General features: G+C 69.7%; 20 protein-coding genes and 1 pseudogene. 16 read left to right on the top strand and 5 right to left on the bottom strand.

The annotated features are described in order from the left end of the window. Nucleotides 1-244: 244 nt before the first annotated feature. A complete protein-coding gene (locus CLT71_RS08400; RefSeq protein WP_101366615.1) occupies nt 245-1,402 on the bottom strand; it encodes an acyl-CoA dehydrogenase family protein in 1,158 nt (385 codons plus the stop codon). A 217-nt stretch (nt 1,403-1,619) separates the two neighbouring features. Further along, complete coding sequence (icmF, locus tag CLT71_RS08390) at nt 1,620-4,838, bottom strand: fused isobutyryl-CoA mutase/GTPase IcmF (protein WP_101366613.1); 3,219 nt, start codon at nt 4,836-4,838, stop codon at nt 1,620-1,622. A 67-nt stretch (nt 4,839-4,905) separates the two neighbouring features. On the opposite strand from icmF, the gene CLT71_RS08385 reads away from it, so the two are divergent. After that, nucleotides 4,906-5,403, top strand: coding sequence for a MarR family winged helix-turn-helix transcriptional regulator (locus CLT71_RS08385; protein ID WP_486483142.1), 498 nt, complete (start codon nt 4,906-4,908; stop codon nt 5,401-5,403). A gap of 43 nt (nt 5,404-5,446) precedes the next feature. Here the strand turns inward: CLT71_RS08385 and CLT71_RS08380 are convergent, their stop codons facing one another. The 3 genes and pseudogenes from CLT71_RS08380 to CLT71_RS37880 form a co-directional block, all read right to left on the bottom strand. After that, on the bottom strand, nt 5,447-7,075 hold the full coding sequence (locus CLT71_RS08380; protein WP_101366611.1) for a thiamine pyrophosphate-binding protein: 1,629 nt from the start codon (nt 7,073-7,075) through the stop codon (nt 5,447-5,449). Nucleotides 7,076-7,078: 3 nt separating this feature from the next. After that, nucleotides 7,079-7,852 (bottom strand): TRAP transporter large permease subunit, encoded by a 774-nt coding sequence (locus tag CLT71_RS08375; protein ID WP_101366610.1) that lies wholly within the window; start codon nt 7,850-7,852, stop codon nt 7,079-7,081. Between the two features lie 58 nt (nt 7,853-7,910). Then, nucleotides 7,911-8,363, bottom strand: a pseudogene (locus tag CLT71_RS37880) (alpha/beta hydrolase fold domain-containing protein); the annotation flags it as partial. Here CLT71_RS37880 and CLT71_RS37875 point away from each other — a divergent pair. The 15 genes from CLT71_RS37875 (at nt 8,304) to CLT71_RS08300 (ending at nt 25,217) form a co-directional block, all read left to right on the top strand. After that, nucleotides 8,304-8,612: a hypothetical protein gene (locus tag CLT71_RS37875; RefSeq protein ID WP_486483141.1), complete on the top strand. Its 309-nt coding sequence runs from the start codon at nt 8,304-8,306 to the stop codon at nt 8,610-8,612. The pseudogene CLT71_RS37880 and the gene CLT71_RS37875 sit on opposite strands and share 60 nt — an antisense overlap. A gap of 867 nt (nt 8,613-9,479) precedes the next feature. After that, nucleotides 9,480-10,178: a GntR family transcriptional regulator gene (locus CLT71_RS08365; RefSeq protein WP_101366609.1), complete on the top strand. Its 699-nt coding sequence runs from the start codon at nt 9,480-9,482 to the stop codon at nt 10,176-10,178. A gap of 618 nt (nt 10,179-10,796) precedes the next feature. Further along, on the top strand, nt 10,797-11,912 hold the full coding sequence (locus CLT71_RS08360) for a hypothetical protein (protein ID WP_101366608.1): 1,116 nt from the start codon (nt 10,797-10,799) through the stop codon (nt 11,910-11,912). A gap of 13 nt (nt 11,913-11,925) precedes the next feature. Next, complete coding sequence (locus CLT71_RS08355; protein ID WP_101366607.1) at nt 11,926-12,474, top strand: UGSC family (seleno)protein; 549 nt, start codon at nt 11,926-11,928, stop codon at nt 12,472-12,474. A 63-nt stretch (nt 12,475-12,537) separates the two neighbouring features. Beyond that, nucleotides 12,538-15,009, top strand: coding sequence for a CoA transferase (locus tag CLT71_RS08350; protein ID WP_143743411.1), 2,472 nt, complete (start codon nt 12,538-12,540; stop codon nt 15,007-15,009). Beyond that, nucleotides 15,006-16,607: an AMP-binding protein gene (locus tag CLT71_RS08345; protein ID WP_101366605.1), complete on the top strand. Its 1,602-nt coding sequence runs from the start codon at nt 15,006-15,008 to the stop codon at nt 16,605-16,607. Before CLT71_RS08350 ends, CLT71_RS08345 begins: the two co-directional genes overlap by 4 nt. Next, the gene (locus CLT71_RS08340) at nt 16,604-17,008 is read left to right on the top strand and encodes a Zn-ribbon domain-containing OB-fold protein (protein ID WP_101366604.1); all 405 of its coding nucleotides are present in this window, start codon (nt 16,604-16,606) and stop codon (nt 17,006-17,008) included. Before CLT71_RS08345 ends, CLT71_RS08340 begins: the two co-directional genes overlap by 4 nt. Further along, nucleotides 17,005-18,258, top strand: coding sequence for a thiolase family protein (locus CLT71_RS08335; RefSeq protein WP_101366603.1), 1,254 nt, complete (start codon nt 17,005-17,007; stop codon nt 18,256-18,258). The genes CLT71_RS08340 and CLT71_RS08335 overlap by 4 nt, the downstream gene beginning before the upstream one ends. 52 nt (nt 18,259-18,310) lie before the next feature. Further along, entirely contained in the window at nt 18,311-19,531 is a 1,221-nt protein-coding gene (dctP, locus tag CLT71_RS08330; protein WP_101366602.1) for a TRAP transporter substrate-binding protein DctP, read from the top strand. Between the two features lie 66 nt (nt 19,532-19,597). Further along, nucleotides 19,598-20,128 (top strand): TRAP transporter small permease, encoded by a 531-nt coding sequence (locus tag CLT71_RS08325; RefSeq protein WP_101366601.1) that lies wholly within the window; start codon nt 19,598-19,600, stop codon nt 20,126-20,128. Further along, entirely contained in the window at nt 20,121-21,608 is a 1,488-nt protein-coding gene (locus tag CLT71_RS08320; protein ID WP_101366600.1) for a TRAP transporter large permease, read from the top strand. Before CLT71_RS08325 ends, CLT71_RS08320 begins: the two co-directional genes overlap by 8 nt. Nucleotides 21,609-21,675: 67 nt before the next feature. Then, on the top strand, nt 21,676-22,815 hold the full coding sequence (locus CLT71_RS08315) for an amidohydrolase family protein (RefSeq protein ID WP_101366599.1): 1,140 nt from the start codon (nt 21,676-21,678) through the stop codon (nt 22,813-22,815). Then, nucleotides 22,812-23,195, top strand: a complete 384-nt coding sequence (locus CLT71_RS08310; protein ID WP_101366598.1) for an iron-sulfur cluster assembly protein — start codon at nt 22,812-22,814, stop codon at nt 23,193-23,195. Before CLT71_RS08315 ends, CLT71_RS08310 begins: the two co-directional genes overlap by 4 nt. 2 nt (nt 23,196-23,197) lie before the next feature. After that, on the top strand, nt 23,198-23,989 hold the full coding sequence (locus tag CLT71_RS08305; RefSeq protein ID WP_199187556.1) for an N-acyl homoserine lactonase family protein: 792 nt from the start codon (nt 23,198-23,200) through the stop codon (nt 23,987-23,989). A gap of 1 nt (nt 23,990) precedes the next feature. After that, a complete protein-coding gene (locus CLT71_RS08300) occupies nt 23,991-25,217 on the top strand; it encodes a CoA transferase (protein WP_101366597.1) in 1,227 nt (408 codons plus the stop codon). The last annotated feature ends 15 nt before the right edge of the window (nt 25,218-25,232 follow it).

The following is a 25,232-nucleotide window of genomic DNA, read 5'->3' as shown; positions in this document are numbered from 1 at the left end:
CTGAGCCCAGCAACATCCGTCCCGCCGAAGCCGCTGTACGGCGGCGAAGTACAGCAACCGATCCCTGGGTATCGAGGGGGCATCGGTCCGCATCCGGCCGTCCCGACATCGAGAGGGCTTCCGCAAGCCAGAGACTTGCGGAAGCCCTTCTTACTGCCAGAAATGAACGCCGGTCTGGTCCGTCGCTGTCGGACTCCTTGACTCGGGCACGGGTTGCACCCCAACTACCGGGTCCAGGTCCGGCTCAGCCGGCGGCGAGGATCTGGCGGGCCATGACCACCCGTTGGACCTGGTTGGTGCCCTCGTAGATCTGGGTGATCTTCGCATCCCGCATCATCCGCTCCAACGGGAATTCGCGGCTGTAGCCGTATCCACCGAGCAGCTGCACCGCGTCGGTGGTGATGTCCATCGCCGCGTCGGACGCAAAGCACTTGGCCGCCGCGCCCGCATAGGTGAGGCCGGCATCGTCGCGTTCGGACATTCCCGCCGCCGCGTACGTCAACTGGCGGGCCGCGGCCAACCGCATGCTCATGTCGGCGATCATGAACTGGATGCCCTGGAAGTCGGCGATCGGCCGGCCGAACTGGTGTCGCTGTTTGACGTACCCGAGTGCGTGGTCCAGCGCACCCTGGGCTATGCCGAGCGCCTGCGCCGCGATCGTCACCCGGGTGTGGTCGAGGGTCCGCATCGCGGTGGCGAAGCCGGTACCGGGCGCACCGATCATGCGGGTGGCCGGGATCCGCACGTTGTCGAGGTAGACCTCGCGGGTGGGCGAACCCTTGATGCCGAGCTTCTTCTCCGGCGGGCCGAAGCTGACACCGGCGTCGTCCCGGGACACGACGAAGGCCGATATACCGCTGGCGCGTCGGCCCGGCTCGGTGACGGCGAAGACCGTGTAGAACCGTGACTCGCCCGCGTTGCTGATCCACCGCTTGACCCCGTTTAGCAGGTACCCGTCGCCGGTCGCCTCCGCGCGTGAGGTGAGCGCGACCGCGTCGCTGCCCGCCTCGGGCTCGGAGAGGCAGTACGAGAACATCGCCTCGCCGGCCGCCACCGGTGGCAGGAACTCCCGCTTCAACTCCTCCGAGCCGGCCAGCAGCAGCGGCAGGGTGCCGAGCTTGTTGACCGCTGGGATCAGCGACGACGCGGCGCAGGCCCGGGCCACCTCCTCGATCACGATTGCGGTGGCGAGCGCGTCCGCGCCAGCGCCACCGTACTCCTCGGGGATGTGCGGCGCGTGGAAGTCGGCCGCCCGCAGCGCCTCGTACGACGCGGTCGGGAACTGGGCGGACTCGTCCGCAGCGGCCGCATTCGGGGCCACCCGGGCGTCGCAGACCTGGCGGACCGCGGCGCGGATCGCCTCGTGCTCCGCCGATAGCCGAGCGATGTCGGTGATGTTCACGCGGCACCACCGCTACGCCGGGAGTCGAGGCTCCCGGCCGTGGCCCGGTCGCGGCCGAGCCTCTCGACGAGAGTTGCCGCGGCGTGGGTGCACGGCGCCGCGATGGTTGTCGCGGCGTGGGCGCGCGGCGCTGCGATGGCGGTGCCAATGACACCCCAGCCCGTCACCCCGACGCTGTCGATCACAGTGGACCTTCCTGATCCGGTCATCGCCACCCCTACACGTTCCGTCGGTACTGACCGCCGACCTCGAAGAAGGCGTCGCTGATCTGGCCGAGAGTGCAGTGCCGGACGGCGTCCATCAGGGCGTCGAAGACGTTCCCCCCGCTGACGGTCGCGTCCTTGAGCCGGGTGAGCGCCGCTTGGGCCTCCCCGGCGTGCCGGGCCTTGAAGTCGGCCAGCCGGTCGATCTGCGATCGCTTCTCGTCCTCGGTTGCGCGGGCCAGTTCCAGCTTGGCCGGCGGTTCGTCCTCGTTCGTCGGCTCGGCGAGGAAGGTGTTGACGCCGATGAGCGGCAGTGACCTGTCGTGCTTGCGCTGCTCGTAGAGCATCGACTCGTCCTGGATCCGGCCCCGCTGATAGCCGGTCTCCATCGCGCCGAGCACCCCGCCGCGCTCGGAGATCCGGTCGAACTCCGCGAGTACGGCCTCCTCGACGAGCTCGGTCAGCGTGTCGATGATGTACGAGCCCTGTAGGACGTTCTCCGTCGCGGACAGGCCCCACTCCTGATCAATGATCATCTGGATGGCCAGTGCGCGGCGTACCGAGTTCGCCGACGGCGTCGTCACCGCTTCGTCGTACGCGTTCGTGTGCAGGCTGTTCGCGTTGTCGTAAATGGCGCAGAGCGCCTGCAGGGTGGTGCGGATGTCGTTGAAGTCCATCTCCTGCGCGTGCAACGACCGGCCGGACGTCTGGACGTGGTACTTCAACTTCTGCGCCCGGTCGTCGGCGCCGTACCGGTCCCGCATGGCGATCGCCCAGATCCGGCGGGCGACCCGGCCGATGACCGTGTACTCGGCATCCATCCCGTTCGAGAAGAAGAACGACAGGTTCGGCGCGAACGCGTTCACGTCCATGCCCCGAGCCAGGTACGTCTCGACGTAGGTGAATCCGTTCGCGAGCGTGAACGCGAGCTGGCTTATCGGGTTGGCGCCCGCCTCGGCGATGTGGTAGCCGCTGATGCTCACCGAGTAGAAGTTGCGCACCCGGTTGGCGATGAACCACTCCTGGATGTCCGCCATGCAGCGCAGCGCGAACTCGGTCGAGAAGATGCAGGTGTTCTGGCCCTGGTCCTCCTTGAGGATGTCCGCCTGCACCGTGCCTCGGACGGTGGACAGGGTCCTGGCCCGGATCTCGTCGCGCTCGGCATCGTCGGGAGTCCGGCCGGACGCGGCGGTGAACGCCGCGATCTGCTGGTCGACAGCCACGTTGAGGAACATCGCCAGAATGGTCGGGGCCGGGCCGTTGATGGTCATCGACACAGACGTGCTGGGATCACAGAGATCGAAGCCGGCGTAGAGCTCGCGCATGTCGTCGATGGTCGCGATGGACACCCCGGAAGTGCCGACCTTGCCGTAGATGTCCGGCCGCCGGTCGGGGTCACGGCCGTAGAGCGTTACCGAGTCGAACGCGGTCGACAGGCGGGTTGCCGGCTGTCCCGCGCTGAGCAGGTGGAACCGGCGGTTGGTGCGGAACGCGTCGCCCTCCCCGGCGAACATCCGCGCCGGGGCCTCGCCGGCCCGCTTGAACGGGAAGACGCCTGCCGTGTAGGGAAAGGAGCCCGGAAGATTCTCCGACCGGAGGTAACGTACCAACTCACCATCGTCGCCGTCGCGCGGCAACGCGACCCGTGGCACCCGGATGCCGGAGAGGGTCTCCCGGGTCAGCGGTGCCCGGATCTCCCTGTCCCGGACCCGGTAGACCAGATTGTCGCCCGCGTACGCGTCCCGGGTCGCTGGCCACCTGGCCAACTGGTCGCGTACGTCCTCGTCGAGTTCGCCGTCTGCCTCGGCAAGCAGATCGGCGACCGCCGCGTCGTCGGGGAGCAGGTCGCGCGTGGTGGCCAGGTGCTGGCGCCGCCGGGCAACCGCACTCTGGGCGGCGGTTCTCGTGTGGTAGCCCCGGATGGTGTCGGCGATCTCGGAGAGGTACCGTTCGCGTCCTTTCGGCAGGGCCGAGGTCAACCCGGTGGAGACCCGGCCGGCCACCGGCGCGAGCACGCTCGGGAAATCGGGCAGTCCACGAGCGATCAGCTCCGCCTTGAGGTGGTGGTAGAGCGCGGTGACGCCGTCGTCGCCGTACCGGGCCGCGCTGGTGCCGAAGACCGGCATCTCCGACCACGGCCGGCCGAACTCCTCGCGGTTGCGGACCAGTTGACGGGCCACGTCGCGGCGGGCGTCCTCCCCGCCCCGGCGCTCGAACTTGTTGATCGCCACCACATCGGCCAGGTCGAGCATGTCGATCTTTTCGAGCTGGCTGGCCGAGCCGAACTCCGGGGTCATCACATAGAGCGACAAATCGGCGTGATCAGCTATCGCCGCGTCGCCCTGCCCGATGCCCGGGGTCTCGACGATCACCAGGTCGTTGCCGGCGGCGCGGCAGGCGGCGACGATCTCGGTCAGATGGACGGGCACGGTGCCGTCCTGCCGCCGAGTGGCCAGGGATCGGAAATAGACCAGCCCCGGGGCGATGCTGTTCATCCGGATCCGGTCGCCGAGCAGGGCGCCTCCGCCGCGGCGCCGGGTCGGGTCGATGGCGATGACCGCCACCCGTAGCTTGTCCTCGCCGTCCCGGCGCAGCCGGCGGACGAGTTCGTCGGTGAGGGAGGACTTGCCGGACCCACCCGTGCCGGTGATGCCCAGCACCGGCACAGGTCGCCGGGCGGCCGCCTCGGTGACCGCGGCGGCCAGCGCGTCGTCGGCGCCGGCCTGCAGCACCGTGATGGCCCGCGCCAGCGCCGTCTCGTCGCCGCTCAGGAGCGCGTCGAGGTCGACCCGGGTGGCGTCGGCGAGGTCGGTGTCGCAGTTCCGGATCAGCTCGTTGATCATTCCCGGCAGGCCGAGTCGTTGGCCGTCGTCCGGGCTGAATATCCGGACGCCGCGCTCGGCGAGCAGGCCCACCTCGCTCGGGACGATCGTGCCGCCGCCTCCTCCGTACACCCGGACGTGCCCGGCGCCCCGTTCGGCGAGGCGCTCCACCAGGTAGGAGAAGTATTCGACGTGTCCGCCCTGGTAGGAGGAGACGGCCACGCCCTGGACGTCCTCCTGGACGGCGGCGGTCACCACGTCGTCGACGGAGCGGTCATGGCCCAGATGCACCACCTCGGCGCCCTGCGCCTGCAGCAGCCGCCGCATCACATTGATCGCCGCGTCGTGACCGTCGAACAGGCTCGCCGCGGTGACGAATCGGACCGGGTGAACCGGAACGTGGAGGCTCATGGGGGAGACACTAGGACGCCCAACTATCGGATGTCCATCATCCGTCCTGCCGATTACAATGACTGCCGTGCCCGGCCTGCCACTCGACCCGATCGCCGAGGCCCGTCGCCTCTGGACGGAGCACGGCTGGGGCGACGCGGCCGCCGGCATGGCCGCCGTGACGTCACTCATGCGGGCGCACCAGATCGCCCTCGCCCGGGTCGAGGCGGCGCTGCGGCCGCACGGCATCACCTTTGCCCGCTACGAGGTGCTGATGCTGCTCCGGTTCAGCCGCAAGGGCTCGTTGCCGATGGCGATGATCGGTGAGCGGCTACAGGTCCATCCGACAAGCGTGACCAACGCAGTCGACCGGCTGGAGGCGGCCGGCCTGGTCCGGCGTACGCCACACCCGGCCGACCGTCGCTCGACCGTGGTCGAGTTGCAGCCGGCCGGCCGGGCGGTCGCCGACGCTGCCACCATCGACCTCAACAACCGGGTGTTCGCCGCACCGGGCATCAACGAGGACGAGGCCGACACCCTGATCGCGATCCTCACCGAGATGCGGCGGGCCGCCGGGGACTTCTGACCGACCGCTCTCATCGGGCTCAGCCGAGCATCCGTGCAGCGAATCAGCCGAGCATCCGTGCGGCGAACCAGTCGGCGACCTCGTCGAACGGCAGCCGGACGTCGACCAGCAGCGGGCCGTCCCGGGCCAGGTCGTACCCGGCAAGCCGGCGCAGTCCGTCGAAGGGAGCCTGCGCCCGTACCGCCCGGATGCCGAGCGCTTCGGCAAGCAGAGTGAAGTCCGGATTGTCGAACAGGGCTGTCTGCGCTGGCCAGCCCCGATGACGGAGCAGATGCACCTCGGCGCCGTACGCCCCATCGTTGAGGACGACTACGAGAACGGGCAACCGGTACCGGCCGATCGTCTCCAGCTCGGGGAGGCCCATCGACAGCCCACCGTCTCCGACGAGCAGGACCGTCGGTCGGTCCGGGCGGGCGTAGGCGGCGCCGACTGCCGCGCCCAGCCCCAACCCGATCGAGCCGAAGTCCGCTGTCCACACGAAGAAGTCGGGTGCGGGAACGGCGAGCGACGTGCTGGCGTACCCCATGAAGTGCCCCGCGTCCAGGACGAGGGTCCGGTCCCGGGGCAGGACCTCGTCGAGTATGGCCAGCGCGCGTTGCGCGGTCGACCGCGTGCCGGCCGGCCAGCTGTCGGCCAACGATCGGGCCACCGCCGCCTCGATCTCCGCCCGGCCGGGCCGCGCGCCGGTATCGACGCGGATGACGGCGTCCAGCAACGCCTCGGCGACCACCCTGGCGTCCCCGACGAGCGCCGTGTCGACGGTCGTGTTCGTGCCGATCGCGGAGGCGGCGAGGTCGCAGTGGGCGAGCCAAGCCTGGGGAAAGAGCCTGCCGTCCATCATGGTGGCCGCGTTGAGCCCTGCCCCGAACGCGACCAGGCAGTCCGCCCCACCGAGCATCGCCCGGACCGGCGGCGCCGCGAAGCCGCCGGCTATACCCGCGTTCAACGGGTGCCCGAGGAACAGGTCCTTGGCCTTGAGCGAAGTCACCAGGACGGCGCCGAGGTGCTCGGCGAGCAGCGTGATGGCCGCGCGCGCACCCGACCGGACGGCACCCCGGCCAGCCAGCAGGACCGGTCGCCGGGCGTCGACGAGTCGCTCGGCGACCTCGCGAACCGCCGCGTCGTCCAGGGACACGTCCGCCGCAGGCGGCGGGGTGACGCGGGTGACGGCGTGCCAGGGTGATCGCTGCACGTCCGTACCGGCGTTGAGCACGACGGGGCGCCCTCGGACCCGGATGGCCTGGTCCAGTGCTGTCCGGGCGTCCGTGGCGGAGTCGAGGTCGACGAAGAGCGCACCGGACGGGGCGATGACACCGGGCTGGTCGACGGCCTGCTCGTCGTGCCGGCGCCGGCCGACCGGGACATCGCCACTGATCAGGATGATGCTGGCCCTCGCCTTCGCGGCCGTGGTCAAGGCGGTCAGGGCGTTGGTGAGCCCCGGGCCCTGGGTGACGGTGCAGGCGCCTGGTCCGGCCGTCACCGACGCGTACGCGGACGCCATCGCCACGGCACCCGACTCGTGCCGTGCAGCCACGTATCGCAAGGCCCGGTCGTGGGTCCAATGGCCGATCAGATCCATGTTGCCGTCGCCCATCACCCCGAAGAGGGTGTCGATGCCCGCGTCCACCAGTGCCGAGGCGATGGCTTCGTAGCCGAACTGCACCCTGGACACGGGTCAGCCCAGCCCGGCTTGTCGCGGCAGCCAGGTGACGATGTCGGGTACGGCGAACAGCAGCGCGGTGAACGCGATGTCGAGCAGGATGAACGGCACCACCTTGCGAAACACGGACTGCACGGGCAGTCCGACGATGCCGGCGATGATGTAGACGTTGATGCCCACCGGTGGCGTGATCAGGCCGATCTCGATCATCTTGATCATCAGGATCCCGAACCACACCCCGTCGAAGCCGAGTTCGACGACGATGGGTACGACGATCGGCGCGGTCAACAGCAGGATGGACAGGCCGTCGAGAAACATCCCCATCGGCAACAGGATCAGCAGGAACAGCGCGACCAGCAGGGTCGGCGGGACGGGCAGATCCACCACCCACTCGGTGATCGCGATGGGGACACCGGCCGAGGCCACGAAGTAGGTGAAGATCGCGCCACCTATGATCAACAGGAAGATCATGCTTGTCACGTCGGTCGCTTCGCGCAGGGACGCGACGAAGATCTTGGGGATCGACCGGCGCCCGGTACGGCTGATGATCACCGCGATCACCAGGGCCGCGAACGCGCCCACGGCACCCGCCTCGGTCGCCGTGAAGATCCCGCCGTACAGCCCACCGACGACGATCGCGAACAGGATCCCGGGGTACGCCAGACCGACGAACTCGTGCCGGGCCGACATCCGCCTGCCGGTCGGCGGCATCGGTGTCGCCCCGGCAGTCGCCTCCTGACCGGCCAGCGCGACGGCGCCCGGGTCCTCCTTCGACGGCGGGTACACCATCGCCGACCGCAACGAACGCCGGTGGCAGCCCGGACAGGTCGACGGCCCGGGCCGGCGCCGCGTATGGCGACACCGCGTCCGCCCCTGCCTGCCCGGCGAGGTAGCAACCCCAGCCGATGGCGTTCAGTTCCCGGTTCCAGAGTTGGGGCTCGGTAACCATCTGACTGGACGGGGTCGCCGCCCGGTCATCGATCATCGGATAGACGAGTAGCTGATAGCAGATTGCCACCTCGCCGCGGTCACGGGCGAGCAGCGCGAGGCCGGCAGCCAGCCCGCCGCCGCCGCTCTCCCCGCCCACCGCGATCCGGGAGCGGTCGATGCCGAGTTGCTCCGCGTGCTTGAACATCCAGACGAGCCCGGAGTAGCAGTCGTCCATCGGTGCCGGAAACGGGTGCTCGGGCGGCAGGCGCCAGTCGACCGACGCGACCACGCAACCTACCGTCCGGACGAAGTGCTCCGCCATCAGATCGGTCTGATCGACGGAACCGAGGCAGTGGCCACCACCGTGTATCCAGTAGAGCCCCGGGCGGGCGCCGACGTGATCGCGGTGGTGGTATGTGCGGACCCGGACCTGCGGCGCACCGTGTGCGCCAGGGACCAGGTGATCCTGGCGCATGATCAACGGATCGGGAGTCAGGTAGGAGTTCTTCTCTTCGAGCATCGCGAGCATGACCTGGCGGGCCTGCGGAATGTCACTGAGGTCGAGCACTGTCAGGCCCGGGAAGGCGGCTGCCAGTTCGGGATCCATGCGACTGACTAGGTCCACGGCGTGACCTCGTTTCTCGACCGGAGGGGCCAGCCGGACGCCATCTCAGCCGTACTGCAATACTTGATACTCTATCGAGTATTGCCTGCGCTGCCTGACGTTATATCACCGCTGGTGGGGGGCGGGTGCTGGCCGATCGGGTGATCTTCGCCGGCCCAATCGGCATCTGGCCGGTGGTGGAAGCGCGGCGCCGGGCCGATCCGTCGGGCGGATCCCCCGACGGCGCCGGCGAACAGCGCCCGTCAACGCGCGTCGGGGTGGCACCGGTCCCGACCAGGCAACTTGACACTCTATCGACTATCGAGCATCCTGGCCCTTGGACGCGCAGCGCGAGAGGCGGCGCGACCGCTTACAAGGTGGCCGCGGCCCCGGCGAGGTCCGGCGGCCGGTGGTGCGACGCCGCCTTGTCCGCTGGACCGGGCAGCCCAAACGCGAGCGCCAATGCCGATCGGTGCTCTCGGGATGTCGGACGACGAGTTGGCCATGCTCGGTGCAAAGGGCGTGGTCTGGTGCGCGTGAAGGAGGGGCGGTAAGGCCCGTACAGAGCTGCGGGCTGCTGCGCGACCTCGTGGCCGCCGGCCTGACCTACGGCCGATCACGTACGTCCGTCGACGGGCTGGGATACGAGTCCTGGCGGTAGGACGGATCGGTGGCGGCGGGCGTGCAGGGTGTGGTGCCGGCGAAGGCCGAGTCGCCGGGACAACTCGCAGGGTTGGCGGCTGAACTGACCGCTGTGCCGCGAGAGCATGGGGCCAAGGGAGGTCGACCGCGGTCATCGCGACACCGAGTCGGCCAGCGGGCGCTGCGCCGTTCGGCTCGTCGTTACACTCTATCTACTATCCGATCCCATAAGGACGTCCCATGGCCTCGCCTGCCCCACCCAACCTGCGGGTGATCACTCACCAGACCAAGACCGAAGCGGCGGTCGGAGCGTTGCGCGATGCGCTGCTGCGCGGTGAGATCCAGCCGGGGGAACGCGTGCTGGCTGCGAGTATGGCTCGGGAACTCGGAATGAGTGCGACGCCGGTCCGGGAGGCGATCCGCATCCTGCAGACCGAAGGCCTGCTGACGATGGAGCCGCACCGCCCCGGCATGGTCGCCACGCTCGACCCCTCGGAGGTCGAGGAGTTGTACCTACTGCGGTCGCTGCTCGAGGGCAAGGCCACCGAAATGGCCACCCGGTCCGCCAGCCCACGACAGATCCAGGATCTGGAAGCCATGCACCAGGCGCTGGTGAGGTCGCTGGCAAAGGGGGGCAACAAGCGGTTCACGACCATCAACGCGGATTGGCACTTCGCCATCTACACGATGTCGAACACGCGTTGGTTGCGCGAGTTCATCGTCCGGCTGTGGATCCGGGTGCCGTGGAACCAGATCTACGTCGCGCCCGGGCGGTGTGAGGTTTCGGTCAGGGAACACGAGACGATTCTCGAAGCGATGCGTGCGGGCGACGCCGAACGAGCCGGGCAATTGATGAGCGATCATGTCGGCAGTGGACTGCGGACGCTGGAGCAGCTGCTCGGTACGGAGTCCGGCTACAGCGCTGACCTTGATCGGTGAGGTTCCCGAAGACCGGACGCCCAGATCTCGTGCGGTGAGGGTCGCGCTCGGGAGCCGCAAGTCAGCGCCTTCGTTCTCTCCTCTGCTGGCAACGGCTGCTGGCAGCGGCGCCCCGGGCGTAGTACCGGATTCGAACCGGTAGCCGATTCCCTTCGGTCTCCCGGTCGTCGTCAGGCCGTACGGCATCAACACCGCTCGTGACCTCTGCGCTGGGTGACCCCGACCGGCCGGAACCTGGTCGTCTCCCTGCCGCTCTGTGCCGCCATCACGGTGCCGGCCGGCACCATGGCGATTCGCCCCCCGGGCGGGGGTAGTGGGAGTCGACGTGGTGCGAACGTGAGCCGGCGCCGCTGTATCGCGCGCCGTGGCGGTGCCCACCCGATGTGCATGTGACCGCTGGAAGCGCCATGGCGCCGCTGGCGCGACATCCCCTCGATGCCGGTGATGGTGCCCCGGCTCAAGGGGCCAGGTGGTCCCTTTCGAGTATCCGCGTCCCTGCCCGACGAACGGGATGACGATCTCGGTACTTGACACTCTATCGAGTATCGAGCATCCTGTGTCGGACTCGCCAGACCGCGCTTGACCTGCGCGGACAGGCCATCCCGGGCAGGGGGTTCCATGCCGAAACTGATCACGCTGGATGAGACGACCGCCCTGGAACACTTCTTCGACGAGGGCTGGACCGATGGCCTTCCTATCACCCTCCCGACTCCCGAGCGGGTGACCGCGATGATCGGCGACTCCGGCTACGACCCGTCGGACGTACTCGGCGGGATCGCCGTACGGCGGGTCGAGGTGACCGCCGAGGACGCGGCCGTCGCCGCGGTGATGGCAGGTTGTCGACCGGTGCACTACCCGCTGGTGGTCGCCGCCGTGTCGGCGATGCTGGACCCGCGGTTCAACCTCGCCGCCGTGCTCACCAGCACCGGTGGAGCGGCGATCGTCGCGCTCGTCAGCGGCCCGATGGCGGAGACCGCAGAGATGAACGCCCGGGGCAACGTCTTCGGTCCCGGCAACCGGGCCAACATGACGATCGGACGGGCGCTGCGACTGCTCTGCATCAACGTGTTGGGCAGCCGGCCGGGGGAGACCGACCTGTCCTCGTTCGGGCATCCGGGCCGGCTGTCGTTCTGCTTCGCAGAGGATTCGCCGCGCGGCTGGGACCCGATCCGGATCGATCTTGGCTACGCCGCGGAGGACACTACCGTCACGGTCCTACCGGGAGAGTCGCCACGGCAGGTGGCGAACCACCTCACCGACGACCCCGAGCTGATCCTGCGGACCATCGCCTCGGCGCTCGCCGGCCCGTGGCACTTTCCGGTGGGCAAGGGCTTCCAGGCGTACGTCGTGCTGGGGCCGGAGCATGCGGACGCGGTGATCGGCGCCGGCTGGAGCCGTCGCGACGTGCAGACGTTCCTCTTCGAGGCCAGCCGTGTCACGCAGGACGACATCACCCGTTGGGGCGTGCTGATCGAGACCGGCGGACTGCACGACATGACCCCGGGACCGGACGGCAAGCTGCCGTCACTGGCCACGGCCGACGACGTCGTGGTGGTCACCGCGGGCGGCGCCGGTCCGGGTTGGTCGGCGGTCATTCCCTGCTGGGGTACGAAGCACCAGCGGGCACACATCGTCACGCGCCGGGTACGGCCGCCAGGGGAGGCGTTGCCGGAGTGCGGCCCGGACGGCTGCTCCATCGCCCACCGGCACACCTACCTGCAGCACCAGCACTGAGGAGGGCCTCCGGATGACCGACATCGTCGTGCACTGCCCCGTGCCGGATCGGCCGGTGGCCAACTCGCGCCCGGTCGCGCCACGCCGCGCCGTCCCCACCGGTGGCGGGCGGCTGGTGCTGGTGGACAACGGCAAGCCCAAGGCCAAGGAACTGTTGCGGTTGCTGGGCGACGCCCTCACCGAGCGGCTGGAACTGGCCGAGGTGGTGCTGGTGTCCAAGGCGTCGACCGCCGTCCCGCTGAGCGACGACGAGGCGACCGGGCTCGCCACCGCGTACGACCTGGTCCTCACCGGGCTCGGTGACTGCGGTGCGTGCAGCTCCGGCAGCGTGGAGGATGCGCTGGTGATGGAGTCGCTCGGGGTTCCCGCGGTGGCGGTGGTGAGCGAGCCGTTCCAGGGTCTGGCGGCGGCCGTCTGCCGGCGGATGGGCTTCCCGGGCCAGCATTTCGTGGTGGTCCGGCATCCGGTGTCCACCCTGGACGACAAGCGGTTGGCGGCCCTGGCCGACGACGCGGTCGATTCCGTGGTGACCCAGCTCGCCGGCGGTCCCGCCACCGACTGAGCACCCCCCGTGGCCGGGCGGATCCCGGCCGGACCAGACGTGGTTAGTCGATAGACTATAGAGTTGGGAGAAGCAGTCATGGGCCCACTGGCCGGGGTACGCGTCGCGGACTTCAGCGTGCGTTCGACGCCGGCCGCCCTGGCCACGATGCTGCTCACCGATCTCGGCGCTGACGTGCTCCGGATACAGCCGCCTGATGGCGATCCGCTGAGCGCGCTGCCGGGCACCGCCGTCTGGTGGCGCGGACAGCGGATCGTCAGCCGGCTCGACGCCCCACCCCCGTCGACGTTCGATGTGCTGATCGACACGGCGCACGCCCGGCACGACCCGCCGGAGTGGAACGACCGGCCACCTCGGCAGATACGGGCGCTGATCACCGCCACACCCTGGTCTCCGGTCGACCACCCGGCGCCGACCGGTACCGGAGCCGTCTACGGCGAACTCGCCGAAGCCTACTGGGGGCTGCTGCACCTGCAGGACGGAGTCCGGCCCGGGCCGGTGTTCCTCGGCTGGCCGCACGCCGGCTTCGGCGCGGGCTGGCTGGCCGCCATCGGCATCGTGGCGGCGCTCTACGAACGGGAGCGGTCCGGTCTCGGCCAGGTGGTCACCACCTCGCTCGTCGACGGACTCGCCATCCACAGCACCTCCCGCTGGATCGGCGGCGACCGCCTCGACCGGCTCGACCAGCCCCGCAGCACGATCGGCCGGATGGGTGACGAGCGCGCGATCATCTCGCTCTTCCAGTGTGCCGACGGCGGGTGGATCCACGTGCATACCGGACCACGCGGCGCCTTCGACCGGCTGATGGCCCTCCTCGACCTGGCCGACCTGGTGCCGCCGGCCGCCGGTGCCGGCCTGTTCGGCCGACCGCTCCCGACCGACCTGGCGGACCGGATGTGGGCGGAGGTCACCGCCACGTTCCGCAGCCGACCGGTGCAGGACTGGGTCGAGCTGCTCTCCGCCGCCGAAATCTGTGTCATGCCGATCCTGGCGCCCGGCGAGGCGCTCGGGCTGGCACAGGTGCGGGCCAATGAGCTGGCGGCCACCACGGACGGCGGGATCGAACGGCTGCACCGTTGGGCGCTGTTCGACCGGACCCCGATCCGGTCGACCGCAGGTCTCGACAGGTCACCAGCCGCAGGTCTCGACAGGTCGCCGGCCGCCGTGCCGGACCCGTCGTCGACCGCGACGCCCAGCCCGCCTCCGGCCACGATTCCCGACAGCCGCCGTCCGGCCGAGCCCGTACCCGCAGCCCACTCGGGACCGCTGGCCGGGGTGACCGTACTCGACCTGGGCATCTTCATGGCCGGCCCGTTCACCACCCGGATCCTGGCCGACCTCGGAGCCCGGGTGATCAAGGTGGAGGAGCCGGCCGGCGATCCGATGCGTCACCCGCTCGGCGCGTTCTCCGGGGTGCAGCGGGGCAAGGAGAGCATCGCGCTCGACCTGAAGTCCGACGCCGGCAGGGCGACCATGGGCCGGCTGCTCGACACCGCCGACGTACTGGTCAGCAACCTGCGGCAGGGCGCGCTGGCCCGGCTCGGCCTCGACCCCGCCACCGCCGCCGCCCGCAACGACCGCCTCGTCTACTGCCACACCACCGGGTACGGCAACCGGGGCCCGTGGCGGGACCTGCCCGCGTTCGAGCCGCTGCACTCGGCTCTCTGCGGGCTGCTCGGCCGTGCCGGCGGCCCCGGCAACCCGCCCGCCCACTATCTGTCCCACATGGATTTCGGCTGTGGCCTCACCGCCGCCACCGCGATCCTCGCGGCACTCTACGAGCGCGAGCGCTCCGGCCTCGGGCAGCACGTGGAAGTGCCGCAACTCGCCGCCGGTCTGATCGCGATGTCCGATGTGCACCGCCGCGACGGCGTCACGTACGACTCCTTCGCGCTCGACCGGGAACTGCGCGGGCACGCCCCGACCAACGGCCTGTACCGGCTTGCCGACGGCTGGATCGTGATCGCCTGCGGCGACGACACCGAGTGGAACGGACTGCGTGCCGCGCTCGACCTGACCGGTGTCGACTGGCCGGCCTACGCCACCGCGCGGCTCGCCGGGCGCGGGGCGGCACCGGCCGCCGCGATCCAGTCCCGGCTGGCAGGGCTCACCGTCGAGGCGGCCGGACCGTTGCTCGACGCCCACCGGGTGCCGTGGGCGCTGCCCCGGCCGGTCGAGTCGGCCCGGGTCGACCGGGAGCCTGGCCTCACCGGCCCAGGAATCGTGGTGACGACAACGCATCCGACGGCCGGCGAGATCTTCGAGGTCGGCCACACCGTCCGGTTCTCCCGCACCGTGGCGTGGCACCGCCGCCCGGCGCCGACGCTCGACCAGCACCGCGCCGCGATCCTCGCCGGCCTTGCCGACACGACCAGCGCTGCCGGGCTCACCGATTCGACCAGCGCTGCCGGTCTTGTCGATTCGACCGGCGCTGCCGGTCTTGCCGACTCGACCAGCGCTGCCGGGCTCACCGATACGACAGGCACCGCCGGCCGCACCGGCAGCGCCACCGACGACGGGAGGAGGGCCGGATGACCGCGAGCGGCTGGGATTCCGTACGGCCGAGCCGGGCGGACTACGCGTTCCCTGATATCCCGCGCACCGAGCGGACCGTGCCCGCGGTGTGGCGTCGGGCGCTGCGCTGGGGACCTGACCGGCCGTTCGTCTCGTTCGAGGGCGGCGACTACCTCAGTTACGGCCAGGTCGACGCCCAGGCGCGGTACTGGTCCGCCGTGCTCCGCGGCCGAGGGCTCGGCGCGGGGAGCCGGGTCGCGGTCATGCTGCCCAACACCGCCGAGCACCTCGCGATCTTTCTCGGCGCGCTGCGTGCCTCGATCGTGGTCGTCCCGGTCAATCTCGCCTTCCGGGGGGAGATGCTCCGGCACATCCTCGTCGACAGCGGGGCGACGGTGTTCGTGACCACCGCCGAATTCGCCGACCGGATCGCCGGCTGGAACCTGCCGGACCTCGCCGAGGTGGTGCTGGTCGACGATGCCCCACCGGCCGTCGGAGCCGTGGTGGAGGCCGTGACCGAGCCCGGTCCGGACGACATCGCGGCGGTGCTCTACACCAGCGGCACCACGGGCCCGTCCAAGGGCGCCCTCGTCAGCCACCAGTACTTCGTCTACTTCTCCTGGGGCTTCGCGCACGCACACGACGACACCGCCGACGACGTGCTGTTCACGGTGCTGCCGATGTTCCACGTCAACCCGTACGTCTGCACGCTGGTGCCGGCCATGATGACCGGTGCTCGGGCGGTGGTACATCGCCGGTTCAGCGCCTCGCGGTTCTGGGACCAGATCGCCGACTCCGGTGCGACGCACTTCGTCGGGATGGGCTCGATGGGCAACATCCTGATGAAGCGGCCGGAGAGCGAGTACCGGCCCGACCACCAGCTGCGGATGTGCCAGGTGGTGCCGGCCCCGGACGACCTGCGGGACTTCGAGGAACGGTTCCGGGTCCCGGTCGTGTACGCGATGTACGGGATGACCGAAGGGCTGATGGTGATGCCCAGCCGGGACGGGACGCACCGGCCGGGACTGATCGGCCGGGCACACCCGTACCACGAGGTGGCCGTGGTGGACGACGACGACCTGCCGGTCCCGCCGGGCGTCGCGGGGGAGCTGGTGGTCCGACCGCTGCTGCCCGGCCTGATGTTCAGCGGCTACCTGGGGCGGCCCGACGCCACGGTGGCGGCGTTCCGGAACCTGTGGTTCCACACCGGTGACCTCGGTATGCGCGACGCCGACGGCGACCTGTGGTTCCTCGGCCGCAAGAAGGACGCGATCCGCCGTCGCGGCGAGAACGTGTCCGCCTTCGAGGTCGAACGGGAGGCACTGCGGTTCCCCGCGCTGGCCGAGGCCGCGGCCGTCGGCGTCGCGGCCGAACTGGGCGAGGAGGAGGTGCTGCTCTGTGTGGTGGCACGGCCCGGCGAGACCGTCGACCCGGCCGCGCTGTACGCCCACTGCGCTGCCGGCCTGCCCGAATTCATGGTCCCGCGCTACATCGACGTCCGGGACGAACTGCCGAAGAACCAGAGCCAGCGGGTGCTCAAGCGGGATCTGCGCGCGGAAGGGCTGCGGCCCGGCGTCTGGGAAGCCCCCACCGTAACTGCAAGAGGGAGTAGTCGATGACCACAGCCACCCGTCCGGTTCCACGGCCGACGGCCCTCTCCGGGCCGTTCTGGGATGCCGCCAGGAACGGGGAACTCGTGATCCAGCGCTGCGCGACCTGTCGCGGGTACGAGTGGACGCCACAGGTCGGCTGCTCCCGGTGCTACACCGAGACGCTTGAGTGGACCCGGGTCAGCGGCCGGGGCACCGTCTACACCTACTCGGTGGTTTACCGGCCGCCGACGCCCGCCTTCGACACCCCGTTCGTGGTGGCGATCGTGGAGCTGGTCGAGGGCGTCCGGATGTTGACGGACCTGGTCGAGATCGATCCGGGCGAGGTGCGGATCGGAATGCCGGTCGAGGTCGCGTTCGACCGGGAACTGCCGATGCCGCTGTACCACTTCCGGCCGGTGACGGCATGACCGCCGCGCTGGTCCGGACCGCACGCCGGCGCCGGCACCCGCTGGCCCAGGCCCGGATCGTCGGGGTCGGCACCACCGAACAGGCTCGGGACCTGTCGCACCGGTCCGGCATGTCGCTGGCCCTGGAGGCGCTGCGGCTCGCCGCCGACGACGCCGGGATCGACATCGCCGAGATCGACGGGATCTCCTCGGTGGTCTCCGGCTACCCGTACGGGGCGGACGACGAGAACCTCCAGCTCTCTCAGGAGATGTACTGGATGCGGCAGCTCGGCCACCCGCTGCGCTGGATCGCGCCGCAGCGTGGCATCCCGGCCATCCTCGACGCCGCGATGGCGATCGACCGGGGCCTGGCGTCGACGGTGGCCATCGTGGTGGGGATGTCGCGCCCGGCCGACCCGACGAACACGGCCGCCTGGTCCCGCCCGGCGAACGAGTTCACCGGCTGGACCGGCTCGTTCACGGCCGTCCAGTTCGCCCTGGCCGGGCAGCGTTACCTGCACGAGTACGGCGACAAGGCGCTGCACGCGATGGCCAGGTCGTCGGCGACCATCCGCAACTACGGGCACCTCAACCCGGCGGCCGTCTACTCCGGGCGGGGGCCGTTCACGGCGCGGGACGTGCTGGACAGTCGGCCCATCGCCACCCCGCTCACGCTGCTGATGTGTTCCACGGTGAACGACGGCGGCTGCGCGCTGATCGTCACCAGCAGGGATCGTGCCCGGGACACCCGCAAGCGCCCGATCAGCATCGTCGCCGGTGGCGACCAGCAGCCGTATCCGCCCTACGTGGAGGCGCCGGTGCTGCACGGCGTACCGGACGAGGGCGCGTTCGCCCGGACGGCGATGGACCGGGCCGGCATCACGCTTAACGACATCGACATCGTCGAGCTGTACGACCACTTCGCGATCGGCGTGCTGATGGAGTTCGAGATGTTCGGCTTCTGCGGGCGCGGCGAGGCGGCCGACTTCGTCGAGTCCGGCGTGATGGAGCTGGACGGCAGGTATCCGACCTGCACCGACGGGGGCAACCAGGCCTACAGCCACAACGGTTTCCCGGCGATCTTCCGGCCGATCGAGGCGGTCCGGCAGCTCCGCCGCGAGGTGGCCGACCCGTGCACCGCTGACGGGACCGGCCGCCACTGCCACACACCCGGCCAGTGTCGCGCGGTCCGCGACCCGAAGCTCGCCTTCGTCACAAATCCCGGCCCGCCGACGGGCGGCGCGTCGTTCATGGTCCTGGGCCGCGACTGACCCGGACGGAACCAACAGTTTCTTCATTGACGAAGAAGTAGGTGAGAATTCGATGAAACCGTCCAATCGCCGTTTCCTTGCGGTGGGCGCCGCGGCCCTGGTGCTGGCGTCGTCCGCGTGCGGTTCCGGAAGCGACGTCGAAGCCAGCACGGACACCGCGTCGCTCAAACCGATCACCATCCGCTACGCCGATTTCGCCGACGACAAGAACAACACCGCCGAGGGGATGCGCCGGTTCAGTGAGGCGGTCTCCAAGGCGTCCGATGGGAAGATCACTTTCGAGTACTTCTACTCCGGCGCCCTGCTCGGCGCGAACGACATGGCGGAGGGTGTCGGCAACAGCATCGCCGACATGGGCATCGTCAACTCCACGTACAGCCCGCAACTGTTGCCGATCGGCAACTGGGCGAGCGCGCTGGGGTCCTTGCCGTCCAAGAGCTTCCCGGTCGGCACGCTGCAGGGTTCGGCGGCGACTGCCGACTTCGCGCTCAACAACGCCGAAATGGCCAAGGAGGCGGCCGACAAGAACCTGTTCATGCTCGGCCCGCTGTACGCGATCCAGCAGTTCGACCTGCTCTGCACCAAGCCGGTGACCACGCTGGAGGAGGCCAAGGGGGTACGGGTCCGGACCGGCGGCCAGACCTGGTCGAAGGAGGCCGAGGCGGTTGGCATGACGCCGGTGCCGCTGACCGGGGCCGAGCTGTTCGAGGGCTTCCAGCGCGGCATCGTGGACTGCGCGATGGTGCACCCGCCGGCGTACATCGGCTTCAATCTGTGGGAGATCGGCGACTACTACACGCCGACCCGGTTCTCCGGGTGGAACGCCTTCAACCTGGCGATGAACAAGGAGTTCTGGGATGGGCTCCCGCTCGTCGCCCGGCAGATCCTGTGGGACGCGACACCGCAGTTCCTGGCTGGCTTCCACGCCAAGAACTTCGGCTTCTACAAGCAGTTCGGCGACGAGGCCGGCTCCAAGGGGATCAAGTTCCAGCAGGTGAACCAGGGGCTCAGCGACGCGATCTCGGCGTACCAGAAGACCCAGATCGAGGCGATGACCGGCAACGCCCCCGCGGGCGTGGCCGACCCGGCGAAGTTCGTCCAGGAATACACCGCGGCGATCGAACGGTGGCGCGAACCGATCGTGGCCAAGGGTTACCCCGAGCGGGGTGACTCGCCGAGCGACTGGCAGCAGGCGTTCCAGACGGAGTACGACCTGCAGGCCTGGATCGACCTGATCAAGACAGAGATCTACGACAAGCGTCGTCCCAGCTGACCGGGCGGGCCGGCCGCGCGGGGGCGACCCCGCGCGGCCGGCCCGGACCGGGGATCCGGAGTATCCATGTCCGAGCAGACCGCCGAGCGTGGCGGACCTCTCGACCGGGCGTCCCGGCTGTTGGCCAACGGGTTGAGCCTGGTGAGCATCGTCGCGGTACTGGCGATGATGCTGCACGTCCTGGCCGACGTGACGATGCGCTACCTGAGCGACGCGCCCGTCGGCGGCACGATCGAGGTCGTCTCGTTCTGGTACATGCCGATGATCGGCTTCCTGTCGCTGGCCCTCTGCCAGCGGTTCGGCCAGCACGTCGACATCCAGATGCTGGTGGGTGCCCTGCCGGCCCGGCTCAGTGCGGCGTTCTCCGCGATCTCCACCCTGGTGGGTCTGGCCGTCGTGCTGGCGATCGGCTGGTTCGGGTGGGTCAACGCCCAGGCGCAGACGGCGATGCGGGAGACCGCGCTGGGAGCGGTGTCGGTGCCGATCTGGCCGCTGCGCTTCCTGGTGCCGCTCGGCTGCGCGGCGCTGGCGTTGCAACTCGTCGTGGAACTGGCCCGACAGGGTCGGACGATGCTCCGGGGGAGGGACGATGACTGACGTCGCAGCCGCCCGCGACACCGGGCTGCCCACCGAGGCGGAACTCGCCGACGAGCCGTCGCCGGAGGTCTCGCCGGGGCGGGTCCGGCTGCTGACCGCGACCGCCCTGCTCTGCCTTGCGGCGGCCGTCGGCTGCGTGGTGGCGATGTTCACCCTTACCGACCGGGTGGCGGTCGGCGCCGTCGCGATGGTGCTGATGCTGCTGTTGATGGTGCTGCGGGTCCCGGTGTCGATCAGCATGATCGCGACCGGGCTGCTCGGCATCTACGTCCTCGCCGGCGAACGGGCGTTGACCTCCTCGCTGCGGGACTATCCGTTCCGGACGATGGCGGACTGGCAGCTCAGCGTGCTGCCGATGTTCATCCTGATGGGCCTGGTGATGTGGCGCTCCGGGATCACCGCGCAGGTGTTCCGGGCCGCCGAGAAGTGGTTTGCCCGGCTGCCCGGCGGGCTCGGCGTGGCGACCAACTTCGCAGGTGCCGGGATGGCCTCGGTCAGCGGCTCCACGCTGGGCATCACGTACGCGCTGGGCCGGATCGCCATCCCCGAGATGCTCCGCGCCGGCTACGACAAGCGGCTCGCCACCGGGGTGGTGACGATGGCGGGGACGCTCGGCCAGCTCATCCCGCCGAGCATCCTGCTGGTGGTGTACGCCGGCGTGGCGCAGGTGCCGATCGGTGACCAGTTGCTGGCGGCGATCGTGCCGGGGCTGATCCTGGCGGTGGCGTACGCCGTCACAATCATCGCGCACGCGACACTGAAGCCGTCCAGCGCGCCCCGGGTGAACCGTCAGGTGACCTGGACGGAGAAGTTCAGCAGCCTGGGCGGGGTCTGGCCGTTGCCGTTGCTGCTGCTGGTCATCCTCGGCGGGCTCTACAGCGGTGTCTTCACGGCCACCGAGGCGGGCGCCTGCGCGGCGGCGCTGGCGTGTGTCGCCGCGATCCTGGTCAGCCGCAGGAAGTTCTGGAAGCACCTCTACCAGTCGTCCCGGGACACCGTCATTTCGACGGCGGCGATCCTGTTCCTGCTGATCGGGGTGGGCATCCTCAACCGGTTCCTGGCGCTCAGCGGGGTGGCCACCGCGTTCGCCGACCTGATCGAGGGGCTGCCGTTCGGCCGGATCGGGTTCCTGCTGGTGCTGGTGCTGTTCTACCTGGTGCTCGGCACCTTCATGGAGCCGCTCGGGATGATCCTGCTGACCGTACCGGTGTTCGCACCGACGTTGGCGGCGCTCGACATCAACCTGCTGTGGTTCGGCGTCTTCCTGGTCATCATGGGCGAGATCGCGATCATCTCGCCGCCGGTCGGCGTGCTGCTGTTCATCGTCTACCAGATGGCCAGGGACCCCGAGGTCAACGTGGGGCACGACGTCCGGATGGGCGACGTGTTGCGGGGCACGCTGCCGTTCCTCGCCGCGGCGCTGGTGGTGGTCGGAATTCTCATCGTCGCCCCGGACCTGACGACACTGCTGACGCCATGATCACCTCAGGTTCGTCATACTGTATAGTCTATAGAGATGGCCGGAGGCCATCCTCGTGGAGGTTGAGATGACCCATCAGGGCGTGTTCGTCGCCGACGCGGTGGTGCACTGCTACAACTGGCTACGCGAAAACCACAGGATCGCGCTGGCGCAGGATTTCGCCGAGGCGAGCTACCGGTTGCACAGCCGGATGTCCGACGACCGGCATCGGCTCACCCAGGACGAGTACATCTCCGACTGGCAGCCGGAGCAGCTCGCCGAGCTGATGTTCGCCGAATCCGACACCGACTTCGCCGTCTACCACGCGGTCCCGCTCGACGACTACTACAAGGACGGCCTGATCTCCATCGACAAGGGGATCCGGTTCCGGGCGGACAACCCGCACCGCAGCGCGCTCTACGGCAACATCAACCCGCTCGACACGGTGCGCGCAACGGAGCTGGTCGAGTACTACGGCCAGGAGCTGAAGGTCGACGGGATAAAGCTCTACCCGGTCCGCTACCACAGTGGCCGGAGCCTGCAGATCGCGCTGGACGACCGCAAGCTGGTCTTCCCGTTCATCGAAGCGGCCGCCGCACAGGGGATCCGGACGGTCGCCGTGCACAAGGCGATCCCCTTCGGGCGCACCGCGCAGAGCTACTACCGGGTCGACGACATCGACGAGGCCGCCGCGGCCTTCCCGGAACTCAACTTCGAGGTGGTGCACGCCGGGATGGCGTTCACCGAGGAGACCGCGTTCCTGTTGGCGCGGCACCCCAACGTCTACGCCAATCTCGAGGTCACCTCCACGCTGATCGTCAACCAGCCACGCAGGTTCGCCGAGGTTCTGGGCCAACTGCTCTACTGGGGCGGCCCCGACCGGATCCTGTTCGCCACCGGGGCGCACTTCGTCCACCCGCAGCCGGTGATCGAGGCGTTCTGGAACTTCCAGTTCCCCGAGGAGTTCATCACCGGATACGGCTTCCCCCGGCTCACCGACGAGATCAAGGCGAAGATCCTCGGCGCCAACCTGATGCGGATGCTCGGCCGCGACATCGGCGAGGTGCAGGCCAGGTCCGCCGGGGACCGGTGGGACCAGCGACGTGCCGGCGGGCTGGACGAGCCGTGGACCTCCCGGCGGGGCGTCCGCGTCCAGGAACCTTCGCCGGATGGCCGGGCCGCTCCCGTGCCCGTTGACGACGGGTCGACCCTGGGAGCGCCGGCATGAGCGCCGAGTGGGTCAGCCGGGTCGAGGCCGTGCTTGCCGACGTCGTCGACCCGTGCAGCTGCATGGCCTCGGCACCGGTGAACATCGTGGAGCTGGGGCTGGTGTCCCGGGTAACGGTGGACGACACAGTGGACGTGACGCTGACCCTGACAGACCCGATGTGCTTGTACTTCATCGACATGGCCGAGGAGATCCAGCGCAGGGTCGGCGAGGCCGGCTGGACCGGCGAGGTCCGGGTGCGCTACGACGCCGACGGCGACTGGACCCCCGACCGGATCAGCCCGGCCGCCCAGCGCCGACTCGATGACCAACGCGCCCAGCGTGCGCGGCTCCTGCGGATCACCCCGTACTCCTACCAATCATCCCCAGCGGAGGTGTAATCGTGATATCCACTGGCGTGGGAGCCGCGAAGCGGCTCTGGGCCCTCGACTGTCCGACGTTCACGATGGACCGTGGAATCCTCATGGTCGGCGGCAGCGGCACGGTCGTCGTGCCGATCCCGTCGTTCGTCATCCAGCACGAGAAGGGGCTCGTGCTGTTCGACACCGGCATCGTGCCCGAGGCCGCCACCGACCCGTCCGGGGTCTACGGCGAGATGGCCGAGTGGCTGCAGATGAAGTTCTCCCCTGAGCAGCGGCTCGACAGGCAACTCGCCAAACTGGGCTTCGGCGTCGGGGACGTCACCCACGTGGTGCTCTCACACGCGCACAACGACCACAGCGGCGGGCTGTCGATGTTCCCGCACGCCAAGTTCTACGCGGGCTACGGCGAGCTGGCGCACGCGTACTGGCCCGCGCCGGTGGCGCGGGGACTGTACCGGGTGGAGGACCTGCTGCCCACCCGGGCGTTCAACTGGCACGAGCCCGGCTCCGACTTCGACCTGTTCGGCGACGGCAGCGTGGTGCTGCTGTTCACCCCGGGGCACACCCCCGGCGAGTTGAGCCTCTTCGTCCGGCTGCACAACCGCAGCTTCATCCTCACCGGTGACACCGTGCACGTACGTGAGGCACTCGACACCGGGGCGCACGGGCCGTACGACGCCAACTCGGTCGAGGCGGCCCGCTCGGTCGAGCGGCTCCGGATGCTGCGCGACAGCACCGGCGCGACGATCTGGATCAGTCACGATCCCGACGACTGGGCCGAGTTCACCAAGTCCACCGACGGGTTCGACTGAGATGTCCGCAGAACGGGGAACCGAGGCCGGTAGCCCGGTGCCGTTGCCGCTGCGGGGCATCAAGGTCGTCGACATCGCGACCCTGTTCGCCGGGCCGCTCGCCGCCACTCTGCTGGGCGACTACGGCGCCGACGTGATCAAGGTGGAGCACCCGCGTCTCGGTGACGCGGCGCGGGTGCACGGCGAGACCAAGAACGGCGTCGGCCTGTGGTGGAAGATGCTCGCCCGCAACAAGCGGCCGATCACGCTCTATCTCGGTGCGCCGGAGGGCCGCGAGCTGTTCCTGCGGCTGATCCGCGACGTCGACGTGGTGGTCGAGAGCTTCCGCCCCGGCACGCTGGAACGCTGGGGGCTCGGCTGGGACGTGCTCGCCGCCACCAACCCGCGCCTGGTGCTGGCCCGGGTCAGCGGTTTCGGCCAGGTCGGCCCGATGGCCAGCCGCCCTGGTTACGGCACGCTGGCCGAGGCGATGAGCGGTTTCGCCCACGTCACCGGCCAGCCGGACGGGCCGCCGACACTACCGCCGTTCGGGCTGGCCGACGGGGTGGCGGCGGTGACAACGGCGTTCTCCATCCTGACCGCGCTGCGCGGACGGGACATCACCGGTGTCGGCCAGCAGGTCGACGTGGCACTTATCGAGCCACTGCTGACCGTCCTCGGCCCCCAGGCGACCGTCTACGACCAGCTCGGCATCATCCAGCAGCGCACCGGCAACCGCACCATGTCCAATGCCCCCCGTAACACCTACCTCAGCGCGGACGGCGTCTGGCTGGCCGTGTCGGCCAGTTCGCTGGCCATTGCCGAGCGGGTGATGCGGCTGGTCGGACGGCCGGACCTCTGCGAGCACGACTGGTTCCGGTCCGGCTTCGAACGGGCCAGGCACGGCGACGAGATCGACGCCGCGGTCGGTGCCTGGATCGCCGAACGGGCCGCCGACAAGGTCCTCGAGGAGTTCGAACGGGCCGAGGCGGCGATCGCGCCGGTGCTGGACATCGCCGGCATCATGTCGCATCCGCAGTACCGGGCGCTCGGTTCGATCGTCCACGTCGACGACGACGAACTCGGCGGGCCGGTGGCGATGCAGAACCTCATCGCCCGGATGTCCGGCACGCCGGGGGCGATCCGGTGGACCGGCCGTCCCCGGGGCAGCGCCAACGCCGAGGTCTATGGCGCGCTCGGGCTGTCCACCGAGGAGCTGTCGACGCTGGCCGCCAAGGGCGTCGTCTGAGCAGGACCGTCGTGC

Source organism: Plantactinospora sp. CNZ320 (assembly GCF_002846275.1).
This window is presented reverse-complemented; position numbering and strand designations above follow the sequence as displayed.

What these genes read in the sequence shown, in the direction of transcription:
- icmF (WP_101366613.1), bottom strand. Translation starts at nt 4,838, where the DNA reads ATGAGCCTCCACGTTCCGGTTCACCCGGTCCGATTCGTCACCGCGGCG.
- CLT71_RS08375 (WP_101366610.1), bottom strand. Translation starts at nt 7,852, where the DNA reads ATGGTGTACCCGCCGTCGAAGGAGGACCCGGGCGCCGTCGCGCTGGCC.
- CLT71_RS08365 (WP_101366609.1), top strand. Translation starts at nt 9,480, where the DNA reads ATGGCCTCGCCTGCCCCACCCAACCTGCGGGTGATCACTCACCAGACC.
- CLT71_RS08360 (WP_101366608.1), top strand. Translation starts at nt 10,797, where the DNA reads ATGCCGAAACTGATCACGCTGGATGAGACGACCGCCCTGGAACACTTC.
- CLT71_RS08355 (WP_101366607.1), top strand. Translation starts at nt 11,926, where the DNA reads ATGACCGACATCGTCGTGCACTGCCCCGTGCCGGATCGGCCGGTGGCC.
- CLT71_RS08345 (WP_101366605.1), top strand. Translation starts at nt 15,006, where the DNA reads ATGACCGCGAGCGGCTGGGATTCCGTACGGCCGAGCCGGGCGGACTAC.
- CLT71_RS08340 (WP_101366604.1), top strand. Translation starts at nt 16,604, where the DNA reads ATGACCACAGCCACCCGTCCGGTTCCACGGCCGACGGCCCTCTCCGGG.
- CLT71_RS08335 (WP_101366603.1), top strand. Translation starts at nt 17,005, where the DNA reads ATGACCGCCGCGCTGGTCCGGACCGCACGCCGGCGCCGGCACCCGCTG.
- dctP (WP_101366602.1), top strand. Translation starts at nt 18,311, where the DNA reads ATGAAACCGTCCAATCGCCGTTTCCTTGCGGTGGGCGCCGCGGCCCTG.
- CLT71_RS08325 (WP_101366601.1), top strand. Translation starts at nt 19,598, where the DNA reads ATGTCCGAGCAGACCGCCGAGCGTGGCGGACCTCTCGACCGGGCGTCC.
- CLT71_RS08320 (WP_101366600.1), top strand. Translation starts at nt 20,121, where the DNA reads ATGACTGACGTCGCAGCCGCCCGCGACACCGGGCTGCCCACCGAGGCG.
- CLT71_RS08315 (WP_101366599.1), top strand. Translation starts at nt 21,676, where the DNA reads ATGACCCATCAGGGCGTGTTCGTCGCCGACGCGGTGGTGCACTGCTAC.
- CLT71_RS08310 (WP_101366598.1), top strand. Translation starts at nt 22,812, where the DNA reads ATGAGCGCCGAGTGGGTCAGCCGGGTCGAGGCCGTGCTTGCCGACGTC.
- CLT71_RS08300 (WP_101366597.1), top strand. Translation starts at nt 23,991, where the DNA reads ATGTCCGCAGAACGGGGAACCGAGGCCGGTAGCCCGGTGCCGTTGCCG.